General features: G+C 72.1%; 13 protein-coding genes and 1 pseudogene. 10 read left to right on the forward strand and 4 right to left on the reverse strand.

The genetic code is table 11. The annotated features are described in order from the left end of the window. Positions 1-9: 9 nt before the first annotated feature. The 4 genes and pseudogenes from ACPCK6_RS09020 to ACPCK6_RS09035 all read left to right on the forward strand — a co-directional run bounded on the left by ACPCK6_RS09020 (position 10) and on the right by ACPCK6_RS09035 (position 1,796). Positions 10-219 carry a hypothetical protein gene (locus ACPCK6_RS09020; protein ID WP_225853111.1) on the forward strand — a complete coding sequence of 70 codons (210 nt, stop codon included), beginning with the start codon at positions 10-12 and terminating at the stop codon, positions 217-219. Positions 220-229: 10 nt separating this feature from the next. After that, positions 230-1,010: pseudogene (locus tag ACPCK6_RS09025) on the forward strand (metallophosphoesterase family protein). Further along, positions 1,001-1,147, forward strand: coding sequence for a GPGG-motif small membrane protein (locus tag ACPCK6_RS09030; RefSeq protein ID WP_013288160.1), 147 nt, complete (start codon positions 1,001-1,003; stop codon positions 1,145-1,147). Before ACPCK6_RS09025 ends, ACPCK6_RS09030 begins: the two are co-directional and overlap by 10 nt. 151 nt (positions 1,148-1,298) lie before the next feature. Continuing rightward, on the forward strand, positions 1,299-1,796 hold the full coding sequence (locus ACPCK6_RS09035) for a TspO/MBR family protein (RefSeq protein WP_318335435.1): 498 nt from the start codon (positions 1,299-1,301) through the stop codon (positions 1,794-1,796). 43 nt (positions 1,797-1,839) lie between these two features. On the opposite strand, the gene ACPCK6_RS09040 is transcribed toward ACPCK6_RS09035, so the two are convergent. Next, positions 1,840-2,616, reverse strand: a complete 777-nt coding sequence (locus tag ACPCK6_RS09040) for a M23 family metallopeptidase (RefSeq protein WP_013288162.1) — start codon at positions 2,614-2,616, stop codon at positions 1,840-1,842. A gap of 237 nt (positions 2,617-2,853) precedes the next feature. Between ACPCK6_RS09040 and ACPCK6_RS09045 the strand changes: the two genes are divergently transcribed. The 5 genes from ACPCK6_RS09045 (at position 2,854) to ACPCK6_RS09065 (ending at position 9,090) form a co-directional block, all read left to right on the forward strand. Then, positions 2,854-4,194, forward strand: coding sequence for an ABC transporter substrate-binding protein (locus ACPCK6_RS09045; protein ID WP_194800665.1), 1,341 nt, complete (start codon positions 2,854-2,856; stop codon positions 4,192-4,194). 71 nt (positions 4,195-4,265) lie between these two features. Next, positions 4,266-5,312, forward strand: a complete 1,047-nt coding sequence (locus ACPCK6_RS09050; protein ID WP_423480841.1) for a carbohydrate ABC transporter permease — start codon at positions 4,266-4,268, stop codon at positions 5,310-5,312. A gap of 1 nt (position 5,313) precedes the next feature. Next, the gene (locus ACPCK6_RS09055; protein ID WP_396881293.1) at positions 5,314-6,273 is read left to right on the forward strand and encodes a carbohydrate ABC transporter permease; all 960 of its coding nucleotides are present in this window, start codon (positions 5,314-5,316) and stop codon (positions 6,271-6,273) included. Positions 6,274-6,334: 61 nt separating this feature from the next. Continuing rightward, complete coding sequence (locus ACPCK6_RS09060; protein WP_396881292.1) at positions 6,335-7,405, forward strand: LacI family DNA-binding transcriptional regulator; 1,071 nt, start codon at positions 6,335-6,337, stop codon at positions 7,403-7,405. A gap of 41 nt (positions 7,406-7,446) precedes the next feature. Then, complete coding sequence (locus ACPCK6_RS09065; protein ID WP_423480857.1) at positions 7,447-9,090, forward strand: glycoside hydrolase family 13 protein; 1,644 nt, start codon at positions 7,447-7,449, stop codon at positions 9,088-9,090. Between the two features lie 58 nt (positions 9,091-9,148). Here ACPCK6_RS09065 and ACPCK6_RS09070 read toward each other — a convergent pair whose 3' ends face one another. From ACPCK6_RS09070 to xylA, 3 genes are all read right to left on the reverse strand, one after another. Next, entirely contained in the window at positions 9,149-10,582 is a 1,434-nt protein-coding gene (locus tag ACPCK6_RS09070; RefSeq protein WP_396881291.1) for an MFS transporter, read from the reverse strand. A 109-nt stretch (positions 10,583-10,691) separates the two neighbouring features. Beyond that, on the reverse strand, positions 10,692-12,179 hold the full coding sequence (locus ACPCK6_RS09075; RefSeq protein WP_423480842.1) for a xylulokinase: 1,488 nt from the start codon (positions 12,177-12,179) through the stop codon (positions 10,692-10,694). Between the two features lie 11 nt (positions 12,180-12,190). Continuing rightward, positions 12,191-13,378, reverse strand: a complete 1,188-nt coding sequence (gene xylA, locus ACPCK6_RS09080; protein ID WP_396881289.1) for a xylose isomerase — start codon at positions 13,376-13,378, stop codon at positions 12,191-12,193. A gap of 53 nt (positions 13,379-13,431) precedes the next feature. Here xylA and ACPCK6_RS09085 point away from each other — a divergent pair, with 53 nt between their 5' ends. After that, positions 13,432-14,691 carry an ROK family protein gene (locus ACPCK6_RS09085; protein ID WP_423480843.1) on the forward strand — a complete coding sequence of 420 codons (1,260 nt, stop codon included), beginning with the start codon at positions 13,432-13,434 and terminating at the stop codon, positions 14,689-14,691. Positions 14,692-14,809 lie beyond the last annotated feature (118 nt).

Raw genomic sequence — 14,809 nt, forward strand, 5'->3', positions numbered from 1 at the left:
ATCCAGAGCATGCTGGCCGAGGACCCGACGGTGGCCGAGCAGGGCATCACCGTGGTGCGGCGGGAGAACGGGCTGGTGCTCTACGGCGAGGTGGAGAGCCCGCACCGGCGGGAGGAGATCCTGCGCCGGGTGGCCGAGCGCTTCCCGGACACGCCCGTGACCAGCGACATCGGGGTGATCCGCACGCAGGCGCCCACCCAGGTCGAGGAGTTGCCGTGAGGGAGGTTCGATGGTGATCCGGATCGCCGCCGTGGGCGACGTGCATCTGGACCAGGACGTGGTGGGCCGGTTCCGTCCGGCGCTGGAGGAGCTGCCCGGCTGCGCCGACGTGCTGCTGCTCGCCGGTGACCTGACCCGGCACGGCACCGAGGCCGAGGCGCGGTGCGTGGCCCAGGAGTTCGGCGACCTCGGCGTACCGGTGATCACCGTGCTCGGCAACCACGACCACCAGTGCGACGAGGTGCCGCAGGTGGTGAAGGTGCTGGAGGACGCCGGGATCACGGTGCTGGAGGGCACCGGCACGGTGGTGGAGACCCCCGGCGGGCGGCTCGGGGTGGCAGGCGTGAAGGGGTTCGGCGGCGGGTTCGCCGGGCGGTGCGCCAGCGACTTCGGCGAGCCGGAGATGAAGGCGTTCGTGCGGACCACGCGGGAGAGCGCCGACGCGCTCACCGACGCGCTGCTCTCGCTGGAGTGCGACGCGCTCGTCGCGCTCACCCACTACTCCCCCGTACCGGACACGCTCGCCGGCGAGCCGCTGGAGATCTACCCGTTCCTCGGCTGCTACCAGCTCGGCCAGGCGATCGACTCCGCCCCCACCGCGCTGGCGCTGCACGGGCACGCCCACCACGGCACCGAGCGCGGCACCACGCCGGGCGGGGTGCGGGTCCGCAACGTGGCCCACCCGGTGATCAAACAGGCGTACAGCGTCTTCCACCTGGGCGGTGATCAGGTCGACTGACCGGGAGGTTTCCGGTATCGGGCGCACGGGTATTCAGCCGACATGGAGCTGATTCTCTGGATTCTCGCAGTCGTACTGGTGGTCGCCGGAATTCTCGCCCTGTTCCGCCGGCAGATCCTCTGGGGCATCGTCCTCATCGTCGTCGGCCTGTTGGTCGGCCCGGGCGGCGTCAGCATCTTCAACACGTAACAGCGGTTCCCGTACCCGCCGGGGTCGCCGGGCCCGGGTGTTCCGTCCTGCCGGATCGGAACGCCCGGGCCGGGTGACCCCGGCTTCTCCGCGTCCGGGTCCGGTGGCGCCCGGGCGTTTGCCGGGCCGGTCGAGCGGAAACATCTCGGTCATGGAGATGTCGCAGAGTGCCGCCCGGCGTACCACCGGCGCCCGCACGTGGTGGGCGCTGCTCGGCTTCGGCGCCGCCACCTTCGCCGCCGCCGCGATCGGCGGGCTGGGTGTCCAGGGCACCTCCGCCGAGTACCAGAGCCTGGAGCAGCCCGCCTGGGCGCCGCCGTCGTGGCTGTTCGGCCCGGTCTGGACCGTGCTCTACGTGCTCATCGCGATCGCCGGCTGGCTGGTCTGGCGCCGGGCCGGGTTCGGCCCCGCGGTCTGGGCGTGGGTGGTGCAGCTCGTGCTGAACGCGATCTGGACCCCGCTGTTCTTCGGCGCCGGGGCGTACGGGCTGGCGTTCGCCGAGATCGTGCTGATGTGGCTGGCGATCGGGGTGACGGTGGCCCTGTTCCGGCGGATCTCCCGGCCGGCCACGCTGCTGATGCTGCCGTACTGGGCCTGGGTGACGTTCGCGTCCGCGCTGAACCTCGCGGTGTGGCGGCTGAACTCCTGACCGGTGCGGGCGCGGGGGCCGCTCGCCTCCGCGCCCGCCGGGTTCAGCAGCGGGGTACGCCCGGGATGTAACCGTCGTACCCGGTGTAGACGTACGCGTCGGAGATGAACCGGCCGGAGCCGATCCGGTCCCAGATCGAGCTGGTGCCGTACGTGCCGGTGACACTGGTGCCGCTGGTCTGGCACTGGATGGTCACCTTCGCCCCGTCGGCCACCGTGCCGACCGAGCTGTAGCCGGTGCCGGGGCCGGAGCGGACCGTCAGCGGGGAGCCGGCCGTGTTGACGGTGCCCTCGCCGGTGTTCGTCCCGCCGCAGCCGTTGTCACTGGTGTAGGTCTTGGTGCCCCAGTAGAGCGCCTGGACGCCGTTGAACTTGATCTTCACAGAGCTACCGTTGAGACGCTGCTCGTAGTGCAGGTGCGGGCCGGTGGAGCCGCCGGTCGTGCCGACGTACCCGATCACCCGGCCGTAGCCGACGGTCTGCCCGACGGAGACGTTGAAGGCGTTCAGGTGGGCGTAGTAGGTGGTGTGGCCGCCGCCGTGGTTGATCCGGACGTACTTGCCGTAGCTGGTGTCGCCGAGGTTGGTGACCACGTCGACGGTGCCGGGCGCGCTGGCGACCACCGGGTCGCCCAGGTCGTCGGTGCGGTTGAAGTCGATCGCGTTGGCCGGGCTGTGGTTGGTCCGGGTCTGACCGGACCAGGACTGGTTGCACGGGAACGGGACCTTGAACGTCGGGGCGGCCATCGCCGGCGCGGCCGGCACGAGGGTCGCTGCCAGGACCGCGGCGCTCGCTCCGAGGGCGAGCCATCGCTTGCGCATCCACTGCCTCCAATGTTGAAAGTCTTCAATATGATGCGGACATCCTGACAGAAAGTTCCGTTCCCGGGAAGATTCGTGGGAGCGCACCCACCACCGGTGGTCAGGGTTTCGGGATTGTTACCGGGCCGTGTCCGGCCAGGGGTGGACCCGACACGATGCAAGCGCTTACATGTGAGGACGACCATCGGACCGGCGCGGGTTCGATCCCCCCACGCGCCGGCAAGGAAGGAGATCGGCATGGCGTTTGCCAGATCGCGCCAGGCGCTCGCGGTCGCCGGCGTCCTGGGGCTGGCGCTCGGCGTCGCCGCCTGCGGCACCGGCAACGACAAGAAGAGCAGCAACGCGGGCTCGGCCGAGTGCGGCGCATACGAGAAGTACGAGGGTCACGACGGCAAGAAGGTGACCATCTACTCCTCGATCCGTGACATCGAGGACGAGCGCCTCCAGCAGTCCTGGAAGCAGTTCGAGGACTGCACCGGCATCGAGATCGACCACGAGGGCTCCGGCGAGTTCGAGGCCCAGCTGCCGGTGCGGGTCGACGGCGGCAACGCCCCCGACCTCGCCTTCATCCCGCAGCCGGGTCTGCTGAAGCGGTTCGTCGACTCGGGCAAGCTCAAGCCGGTCGGCGCCGACACCAAGGCGATGGCCGAGCAGAACTACTCCGCCGACTGGCTGAAGTACAGCACCGTCAACGGCCAGCTCTACGGCGCCCCGCTCGGCTCCAACGTGAAGTCCTTCGTGTGGTACTCGCCGAAGACCTTCAAGGAGAAGGGCTGGACGGTCCCCACCACGTGGGACGACATGATCAAGCTCTCCGACCAGATCGCGGCGAGCGGCACCAAGCCGTGGTGCGCGGGCATCGAGTCCGGTGACGCCACCGGCTGGCCGGCCACCGACTGGATCGAGGACGTGCTGCTGCGCACCGGCGGCCCGGAGGTCTACGACAAGTGGACCACCCACGAGATCCCGTTCAACGACCCGCAGGTGGCTGACGCCCTCAACCGGGCCGGCACCATCCTGAAGAACGAGAAGTACGTCAACGGCGGCTTCGGCGGCGTGAAGAGCATCGCCACCACCTCCTTCCAGGAGGGCGGCACGCCGATCACCGCCGGCAAGTGCGCGCTGCACCGCCAGGCGTCCTTCTACGCCAACCAGTGGCCCGAGGGCACCAAGGTGGCCGAGGACGGCGACGTCTTCGCGTTCTACTTCCCGGCCATCGACCCGTCGAAGGGCAAGCCGGTTCTGGGTGGCGGCGAGTTCGTCGCGGCCTTCGCCGACCGTCCCGAGGTCCAGGCGGTGCAGACCTACCTGGCCTCCGGCGAGTACGCAAACAGCCGCGCCAAGATCGGTGACTGGGTCTCCGCGAACAAGAAGCTGGACCTGAACAACGTCCCGAACCCGGTGGACAAGCTCTCCGTGGGCATCCTCCAGGACGAGAAGACGGTCTTCCGCTTCGACGGCTCGGACCTGATGCCGGCCGCGGTCGGCGCCGGCACCTTCTGGAAGGGCATGGTGGCCTGGATCAACGGCAAGGACACCACCGCCGTCCTGAACGACATCGAGGGCAGCTGGAAGTGATCTAGCAGGTGGCCCGGTCCGCGCACGCGGACCGGGCCACCTCTGCTAGCCGAACCCTTGAGGGAGGGTCGATGGAGTTCGACTTCGCGGCGGAGCAGCCGAAGTTCCTCATGCTGATGTACGGCTTGATCGCCTTCGTCGCGGTGGTGGGCGGGCTGCTCCTGCTCCTCGACGTGGTGCCGTCGTACTTCGCCCGGCGCCGGGAGGCGCAGCTGGTCGCGGCCTCCGCGAGCGGCGCGCCGCTACCCCGCCGGCGCAAGCAGCGCGAGGGCGCGTTCGCATTCTTCTTCCTGTTGCCGACGCTGCTGCTGCTCGCCGTCGGACTGGTGGTCCCCGCCATCCGCACCACGCTGCTCTCCTTCATGGATTCCGGCAGCGACAACTGGGTGGGCCTGGACAACTACCGCTGGATGTTCGCCGAGGACTCGATCGTCCGGGTCCTGATCAACACGCTGATCTGGGTGCTCCTGGTGCCGCTGGTGGCCACCGCGTTCGGCCTGATCTACGCGGTCCTCGTGGACAAGGCCCGGTTCGAGGCCGTGGCCAAGTCTCTGATCTTCCTGCCGATGGCGATCTCGTTCGTCGGTGCCTCCATCATCTGGAAGTTCGTCTACGCCTACCGGGGCGAGGGCGACCAGATCGGCCTGCTCAACCAGATCGTGGTGAGCCTGGGCGGCGAGCCGAAGCAGTGGCTGCTGGACTCGCCGCTGAACACGTTCCTGCTCATCGCGATCATGGTGTGGATCCAGGCCGGTTTCGCGATGGTGGTGCTCTCCGCGGCGATCAAGGCCATCCCGGCCGACATCGTCGAGGCGGCCCGGCTGGACGGCACCACCCCGTGGCAGATGTTCTGGCGGATCACCGTTCCGAGCATCCGCCCGGCGCTGATCGTCGTCGTGGTGACGATCTCGATCGCCACGCTCAAGGTCTTCGACATCGTCCGGACCGCCACCAACGGCAACTACGACACGAACGTGATCGCGACCGAGATGTACAACCAGGCGTTCCGCTACCAGGAGAACGGTCAGGGCTCGGCGCTGGCGGTGTTCCTGTTCGTCCTGGTGATCCCGATCGTGATCTACCAGATCCGCAACCTGCGCAAGCAGCGGGAGGGCTGACATGACCACCGCCACGCCCACCGTCGGAGTCGGCGCCCAGGCCACCGAGCCGACCACCCGGGGCGCCCGGGTGCGCAAGCGCCTGAACAGCCGTACCGCCACGCTCGTGTCGATCGTCATCGCGATGCTCTGGACGATCCCGACCTTCGGCCTGTTCATCTCCTCGATCCGGCCGGAGAACGAGATCAAGACCACCGGGTGGTGGACGTTCTTCACCAACCCGCAGATCACGCTGGAGAACTACCAGGAGGTGCTGTTCAGCCGCGGCTCGTCCGGGCAGCTGGCCAGCTACTTCATCAACTCGCTGGCGATCACCATCCCCTCGGTGCTCTTCCCCCTGGCCTTCGCGTCGCTCGCCGCGTACGCGCTGGCGTGGATGAACTTCAAGGGGCGGGACTGGGTCTACATCGGGATCTTCGCGCTCCAGATCGTGCCGCTGCAGATGGCCCTGGTGCCGTTGCTGCGGTTCTTCTCCACCGGCGTCACAGTCGCCGGCGTGCAGATCATGCCCGCGTGGGACCTGGTCGACGAACAGAAGTTCGCCCAGGTGTGGTTCGCGCACACCTGCTTCGCGCTTCCGTTCGCCGTGTTCCTGCTGCACAACTTCATCTCGCAGCTCCCCGGCGACCTGATGGAGGCGGCCCGGGTCGACGGCGCCACCCACCCGAAGATCTTCCGCACCATCGTGCTGCCGCTGGTCATGCCCGCGCTGGCGGCGTTCGGCATCTTCCAGTTCCTCTGGGTCTGGAACGACCTGCTTGTCGCACTGATCTTCGCCGGTGGCGGCGACGAGACCGCCCCGCTCACGGTCCGGCTCGCGGAGATGGCCGGCACCCGGGGCAACGAGTGGCAGCGGCTGACGGCCGGCGCGTTCGTGTCGATCGTCGTACCGCTGATCGTGTTCCTGTCCCTTCAGCGCTTCTTCGTGCGAGGTCTGCTCGCCGGCAGCGTCAAGGGTTGATCCGGTGCCCCGCCGCCGGCACGGCCGGCGGCGGGGCCCGGGTCACAGCGGGGAGCCCACGATGACCAAGATTGACGACGTCGCCCGCCTGGCCGGGGTCTCCACGGCCACCGTCTCGCGGGCGCTGCGAGGACTGCCGACGGTCTCGGCCGCGACCCGCCGCCGGGTGCTCGCCGCCGCCGAACAACTCCAGTACGCGGTGTCGCCCAGCGCGAGCCGGCTGGCCGGCGGCCGGACCGGCACCGTGGCGGTGGTGGTGCCCCGGATCACCAGATGGTTCTTCGGCACCGTGGTCGAGGCGGTCGAGGAACTCCTCCAGGACAGCGGCTACGACCTGCTGCTCTACAACCTCGGTGGCCGGGAGCAGACCCGGCAGCGGGTACTACGCACGGCGAGCCTGCACAAGCGGGTGGACGCGATCATCCTGGTCGCCACCCCGCTGCGGGCCGCCGACGTGCACGCGCTGACGAAGCTGGACCTGCCGGGCGTGACGATCAGCTCCGGCAGCGAGGTGCCCGGGTGGCCCTGCGTCCGGATCGACGACGTGGCCGCCGCCCGCACCGCCACCCGCCACCTGCTCGACCTCGGCCACACCCGGATCGCGCACATCTCCGGCGACCCGGACGACGAACTGGCCTTCACCACCCACCTGGACCGGCGGCGCGGCTACCAGGAGGCGCTGCGGGCCGCCGGGCTGCGGCCCGACCCGAGCCTCGACGTCGAGTCGCGGTTCACGATCGACGGCGGCACCCGGGCCACCGCGGAACTGCTGGCCCGGGGCGAACCGCCGACAGCCATCTTCGCCGCCTGCGACGAGATGGCGATGGGCGCGATCACCGCGCTGCGCGACGCCGGGCTGCGGGTGCCGCAGGACGTGAGCGTGATCGGCATCGACGACCACGACCTGGCCGGCGTGCTCGGGCTCTCCACGATCGCCCAGCCGGCCGCCGACCAGGGGCTGCTCGCCGCCCGCATCCTGCTCGACCCGCTCGGCGTACGGGCCTCCGAGCCGTACCCCGGCCTGGTGCCCGCCCCGCGCGGCGCCGACACCGACGGCGGGACGCCGCCCCCGGTGATCCTGCCCACTCGCCTGGTGGTGCGCGAATCGACAGCGCCGCCCCGGGCACACTGAAGAACTCGCTGGTCCCGCACCACCCAGACAGGAGTAAGGCGCTGAACACCGACGCGACGCAGCAGACCCCGGGCACCGGCTGGTGGACCGAGGCGGTGATCTACCAGGTCTACCCGCGCTCGTTCGCCGACTCCGACGGCGACGGCATCGGTGACCTGCCGGGCATCACGTCCCGGCTCGACCACCTCGCCGAGCTGGGAGTCGACGCGCTCTGGCTGTCCCCGTTCTACCCGTCCCCGCAGGCCGACGCCGGGTACGACGTGTCCGACTACCGCGACGTCGACCCGCTGTTCGGCACGCTCGCCGACGCCGACAAGCTGATCGCCGAGGCGAAGGCGCGCGGGCTGCGGGTGATCGTCGACCTGGTGCCCAACCACACCTCCTCCGCGCACCGCTGGTTCACCGAGGCCGTCGCCGCCGCGCCGGGCAGCCCGGAACGGCAGCGCTACGTCATCCGCGACGGCAAGGGCCCGGACGGCGCCGAGCCGCCGAACGACTGGGTGAGCGTGTTCGGCGGCCCCGCCTGGACCCGGCTGCCGGACGGGCAGTGGTACCTGCACCTGTTCGACTCCGGCCAGCCCGACCTCAACTGGGACAACCCGGAGGTACGCGCGGAGTTCCTCGACGTGCTGCGCTTCTGGCTGGACCGGGGCGTGGACGGCTTCCGGGTGGACGTGGCGCACGGCCTGATCAAGCAGGCCGACCTGGCCGACTGGCAGGAGCCGCAGGAGATCCTCTCCGGCAGCGAGGTGGACAAGCCGCGCCCGCCGATGTGGGACCAGGACGGCGTGCACCAGATCTACCGGGAGTGGCGGCGGGTGCTCGACTCGTACCCCGGTGAGCGGATCCTCGTCGCCGAGGCGTGGGTGGAGCCGGCCGAGCGGCTGGCCCGGTACGTACGCCCGGACGAGATGCACCAGGCGTTCAACTTCGAGTACCTGCTGGCCGCGTGGACCGCGCCGGCCCAGTACGCGGTCATCACCCGCTCGCTGGAGGCCACCGACTCCGTCGGCGCGCCCACCACCTGGGTGCTGTCCAACCACGACGTCGTCCGGCACGCCTCCCGGCTCGGGCTCGGCACCGGCGGCGGCCGGGCCAACGGCGTCGGCGTGGACGACCCGCAGCCGGACGCCGCGCTGGGCCTGCGCCGGGCCCGGGCGGCCAGCCTGCTGATGCTCGCGCTGCCCGGCTCCGCCTACCTCTACCAGGGTGAGGAACTGGGGCTGCCGGAGCACACCACGCTGCCCGACGAGGCCCGGCAGGACCCGACCTGGAAGCGCAGCGGGCACACCGAGCGCGGCCGGGACGGCTGCCGGGTGCCGATCCCGTGGGAGGCCGACGCCCCGTCGTACGGCTTCGGGCCTACCGACGCGAGCTGGCTGCCCCAGCCGCCGGTGTGGGCCGAGTACGCGCTGGACCGGCAGCGCGGCGTGCCCGGGTCGACGTACGAGCTGTACCGGACCGCGCTGCGGCTGCGCCGCGAGCACGCGCTGGCCCGGGGGCCGCTGCGGTTCCTGTCCTCCGGCGACGAGGTGCTCACGTTCACCAACGGCGGCCTCACCGTGCTGACCAACTTCGGCGCCGACCCGGTGTCGCTGCCGGCCGGTGCCGAGGTGCTGGTGTCGAGCGCGCCGCTGGACGCCGACGCGGTCCCGACGGATGTCACCGTCTGGTTCCGGGTGTAAGGAAGGGCCCCTTATTAACGCCTCCGGTAGAGGAAGGGCCCCTTCTTAACAGTCACCGTTAAGAAGGGGCCCTTCCTTCCTCCAGGCGGTCGGCGCGGGCGTGCAGCAGGTCGTGCACCTGCGCGATGTCCCGCGGCGACGTACGCGCGGCCAGCCAGTACATGATCCCGGTCGGGATGAAGAAGAGCTGGAACGCGGCCAGCCCGACCGCGTAGTTCAGCGGCGGCGGGAAGGCCGCCCGCAGCCCGGCGAACGCCGCCCCGACCAGCCCGTTGCCCGCCGCCCGGCCGACGCCGTTGACGAGGTTGCCCAGGCTGTAGACGGTGCCCCGGTGCTCGGGCGGGTTCACGTCCGCGATCAGGGCGAACCAGTTCGGCGAGTTCGCCGAGGTCAGCGCCAGCGCCACCACTGCGGTGAGCAGGCTCAGCCCCACCGACGGCTCGGTCAGCACGCTGGACAGCACGGCCGTGACCACCGCGCCGGAGCCGGCGCCGTCGGGCACGTCGATGCGGATCGGCACGAAGAACAGGACCAGGTAGAACGGCAGCGCCGCGAGGATGCCGACGGCAGCGACCATGGCCCGGCCACTCGGCGTACGCCGTTGCAGCGCGTCGCCCACCAGTCCGCCCACGATGGACAGCACGCCGCCGAGCTGGAACAGGGTGGCGAAGACGCTGCCCACCACTACGGCCGTCGCCGGCGAGTAGCCCTGCGCCTCGGCCCGCTGGCTGAACAGCACCGGCAGCCAGACCAGCGAGCCGAACGCGGCCTGGGCGGTCAGCCCTTGCAGGATCAGCCAGCGGTTGGTCCGGCGGGCCAGGATCCGGGGCAGGTCGGCGCGGCTGATCCGGTAGTCGTACTCGTTCCCGGCGTCGATCGCCCCGGCCAGCTCCGGTTCGCTCTGCCCGCGCCGGATGTCGTAGGTGAACAGGTACGCCACTGTGGCGGCCAGGCCCACACCGGTCAGCAGCAGGAACGGCCGCCGCCAGTCGGTCGCGCCGAGGACGCCGCCGAGCAGCGTCCCGGCCAGCGTGCCGACGCCCTGCGACAGCCCCCAGAAGCTCATCACCAGGCCGCGGCGGCGCGGTGAGATCAGGTCGGTGACCACGGAGAAGCCGACCGAGCCCACCGCGCCGAGCCCGACCGCGCCGACGAACTGCGCGATCAGGAACGTCGCGTACCCCCCGGCGAGCGCGCTGCCCCCGGTGCCGGCGGCCCACAGCAGCGTGCCGACCATGAGCAGCGGCTTGCGGTTGGTGCGGTCCCCCACGTACGCCCAGCCCACCGCCGCCACGGCGCTGACCAGGAAGCTCACGGCGGTGACCAGGCCGAGCATCCGCTGGGGTACGTCGAGGGCGGTGGAGATCGGCCCGTACAGCGGGGGCACCAGGCCGATCGCCACGTTGTCCAGCGAGGCGAGCACCACGAAGACCACGACGCTGTAGAACCGGTGTGCCGTGTTCCCGCGCCGGGAGATCCTGGTGCCCTTCATGCAGGGCAGCCAATCAGGTGCGGGCCGGATCCGGGACACCGCCCCCGGCCGGCGCGCGTGTTAAGAAGGGGCCCCTCCTCTACCGCAGGCGTTAAGAAGGGGCCCTTCCTTACCCCCGGGCGTGGGCGTAGCGCTCGCGGATGGCGGGGACCGCCTCGCCCGTGTACTCCTCGGTGTCGCCGATGGACCAGGCGGGCGGGGTGTCGCCACCCAGCGCCACCCAGGCGGCCTGCCGGGCCGCGCCGTCGGCCACGTACTCGCCCGGCGGCGGCACCACCACCGGGCGGCCGAAGACCTGCGGCGCGATCCGGCGTACCGCAGCGGACCGGGCGCCGCCGCCGACCAGGATGATCCGGTCGGCGCGGGCGCCCTGCGCGATCAGCGCGTCCAGGCCGTCGGCCAGGCCGCAGAGCATGCCTTCCACCGCGGCCCGGGCCAGGTGCGCCGGGGTCGAGGTGCGCAGCGTCAGGCCCTTCAGCTCGCCGGTGGCGTGCGGCCGGTCCGGCGTCCGCTCCCCTTCCAGGTACGGCACGAGCACCAGCCCGTCCGCGCCGGGCGGGGCGGACAGGGCCAGCTCGCCGAGCGTGTCGAGGTCGACGCCGAGCAGCGTCGCGGCGGCGTCCAGCACCCGGGCCGCGTTGAGCGTGCACACCAGCGGCAGGAACCGGCCGGTGGCGTCGGCGAACCCGGCCACCGCGCCGGTGGAGTCGGCGGCCGGGGTGTCCGCGACCGCGAACACGGTGCCGGAGGTGCCGATCGAGACGACCACGTCGCCCGGGCCGGCTCCGGCGCCGAGCGCCGCGGCGGCGTTGTCCCCGGTGCCCGGCCCGAGGAGCACCGGGCCGGATCCTCCGCCGCCGGCCGCGCCGGACCCTGGGCCGGACGCACCTGCCGCGCCGGACCCCGGGCCACCGGACGGGGCGTCGCCGAACACGGCCGGGTCGAGGTGCCCGGCCGTCTCGGCCGGGCCGAGCACGACCGGCACCGTCACGGGCCGACCGAAGGCCCGTTCCAGCAGGTCCAGCCGGTACTCGCCGGTACGCGGCGACCAGTACCCGGTGCCGCTGGCGTCGCCCCGGTCGGTGCGCAGCGCGTCCAGACCGGGAGCGCCGGCGAGCCGCCAGGTGAGCCAGTCGTGCGGCAGGCAGACGGCTGCCACCCGGTCGGCGTTGTCCGGCTCGTGCCGGGCCAGCCAGCGCAGCTTCGTCGCGGTGAAGCTGGCCACCGGCACCGCGCCGGTCGCCTCGGCCCAGAACCGGCGGCCGGTCTCCCCGCCGCCGGCCTCCTCGACCAGTTCCCGGGCCGCGTCGGCGGACCGGGTGTCGTTCCACAGCAGCGCCGGGCGGACCACCTCACCGGAGGCGTCCAGGCAGACCATGCCGTGCTGCTGGCCGCCGACCGAGACGGCGGCCACGTCGGCCAGGCCGCCGGCCTCGGCCGCCGCCGCCCGCAGGGCCTCCCACCAGGCGTACGGGTCGACCTCGGTACCGGGCGGGTGCGGCGCGCGGCCCTGCCGGACCAGTTCGCCGGTCTCCGCGTCCCGGATGACCACCTTGCAGGACTGGGTCGACGAGTCGACCCCCGCGACGAGCGGCATGGCGGCCCGCCTCAGCGCGCGCCGAGCACGTGCTCGACGGCGAGCTGGTTGAGCCGGACGAAGCCGAAGCCCTTCGCCCCGGCGGCCTCCGGGTCGAACTCCTCGAACGCGGTCCGGTCGGCCAGCAGCTCGCGGTACCCCTCACCGGGGTTGAGCGTCGGGGTGGCCAGCTCGGCCACCCGGGCGGCGGCGAGCGCCTCGGCCACCTCCGGGTCGGCGCGGAACGCCGCGGCCCGCTCCTTGAGCAGCAGGTACGTGCGCATGTTCGCCTCGGCGGAGGCCCACACGCCGGTCATGTCCTCGGTGCGGGACGGCTTGTAGTCGAAGTGGCGCGGGCCGTCGTAGGCCGGGCCGCCGTTCGGGCCGCCGTGCTCCAGCAGGTCGACCAGGGCGAACGCGTTGAGCAGGTCGCCGTGGCCGAAGACCAGGTCCTGGTCGTACTTGATGCCGCGCTGGCCGTTGAGGTCGATGTGGAACAGCTTGCCCTGCCAGAGCGCCTGGGCGATGCCGTGGGCGAAGTTCAGCCCGGCCATCTGCTCGTGCCCGACCTCCGGGTTGAGCCCGACCATCTCGGGGCGGGCCAGCGTGGAGATGAAGCCGAGCGCGTGGCCGACGGTGGGCAGCAGGATGTCGCCGCGGGGCTCGTTCGGCTTGGGCTCCAGGGCGAAGCGCAGGTCGTAGCCGTTGTCGACGACGTACTCGCAGAGCAGGTCGACTGCTTCGCGGTAGCGGTCCAGCGCGGCCTGGACGTCCTTGGCGACGTCGTACTCGGCGCCCTCCCGGCCGCCCCACATGACGAACGTCTTCGCGCCCAGCTCGGCGGCCAGGTCGATGTTGCGCAGCACCTTACGCAGCGCGTAGCGGCGCACGTCGCGGTCGTTGCTGGTGAAGCCGCCGTCCTTGAACACCGGGTGGGTGAACAGGTTGGTGGTGACCATCGGCACGACCAGGCCGGTCTCGTCGAGCGCCTTGCGGAAGCGGCTCAGCCGGGCGTCGCGGGTGGCGGCGTCCGCGCCGAACGGGACCAGGTCGTCGTCGTGGAAGGTGATGCCGTACGCGCCCAACTCGGCGAGCCGGTGCACCGCCTCGACGGCGTCCAGCTCGGGCCGGGTGGCGTCGCCGAACGGGTCACGGGCCGGCCAGCCCACCGTCCAGAGACCGAAGGAGAACTTGTCCGCGGGGGTGGGGCGGGGTGCCATGGCAGACCTCCAGGTGGTGGTGTCGTCCGCGATTTGTTCAGCGGTTGAATTAAATGGCGGCGATGTGGCAGTGTCAAGAGGTGACAAGCGCCAGCACCGCCGGGGCGGTCCGGCAGGGCAGCCTGCGCGAGTTGAACCTCGCGGTGGTGCTGCGGCGGATCGCCGCCGCCGACCGGCCGCCCTCGCGCGCCGGGATCGCCGCCGACACCGGCCTGACCCGGGCAACCGTCTCCGCCGTGGTGGACGACCTGATCGCCGGCCGGCTGGTCGCCGAGGCGGAGCCGGAGCCGCGTACCGGAGCGGGCCGCCCGGCCCGGGGCCTGGTGCTCGCCTCCGACGGCCCGGCCGGGCTCGGCCTGGAGGTCAACGTCGACTACCTGGCGGCCTGCGTGGTCGACCTGACCGGCACGGTCCGGCACCACCTGGTCCGCCGCGCCGACCTGCGCCCGGTCTCCCCCGCCGACGCGCTCGCCCGGCTCGCCGCGCTCGCAGCCGAGGCGCGTGCTGCCGCCGTACGCGACGGGCTGACCCTGGCCGGCGCGGCGCTCGCCGTGCCCGGCCTGGTGGGCGACGGCGGCCTGGTCCGGCTCGCACCGAACCTCGGCTGGCGGGACGTGGACGTGCCGGCGCTGCTGGCCGGGCACCCGCTGGCCGAGCCGGTCGACGGGGTGCCGCCGCTGGTGGTCGACAACGAGGCCAACCTGGCCGCCCTCGGCGAGCTGTACGCCGGCCCGGCCGGCCCGCGCAGCTTCCTGCACGTCACCGGCGAGATCGGCATCGGCGCCGGGATCGTGCTCGACGGCGCGCTCTACCGGGGCGCGCGCGGCTGGAGCGGAGAGATCGGTCACTTCCCGGTGCAGCCGCAGGGGCGGCCGTGCCGCTGCGGCGGCCAGGGCTGCCTGGAGCGGTACGCGGGCCAGGAGGCGATCCTCGCCGCCGCCGGGCTGCCCGGCGCGGAACTGCCTGCTGACACCGCCGCCACCCGGCTCGCCGACCTCGCCGAGGCCGGTGACCCGGCCACGCTGACCGCCCTGACCGATGCCGGCACCGCCCTCGGGGTCGCGGTGGCGGGCGTGGTGAACCTGCTGGATCTGGACACCGTGGTGCTCGGTGGCGGATACGCCCGGCTCGCGCCCTGGCTGCGGCCGACGGTGGAGGCGGAGGTCTCCCGGCGGGTGCTCACCGCCGCCTGGGCGCCGGTGACGGTGCGCCCTGCGGTGCTCGGGGCGCAGTCCGCGGCGGTCGGCGGGGCCGGCTCGGTGGTCCGCCACATCGTCGACCGGCCGGTGGGCTGGCTGGCCCGCACCGGCTGAGCGGGATGATCCTCGACGGGCATTCCGTGCCTGCGCTCGGTACGCTTGCCGCCAGACAACCTGTTCGTCGAGCGAGGAGTGCACCGACAGCATGCGCACGGGTCGACCGACCGAAGCG

It is taken from the genome of Micromonospora sp. AB353 (assembly GCF_049538395.1).
GTDB lineage: Bacteria > Actinomycetota > Actinomycetes > Mycobacteriales > Micromonosporaceae > Micromonospora > Micromonospora aurantiaca.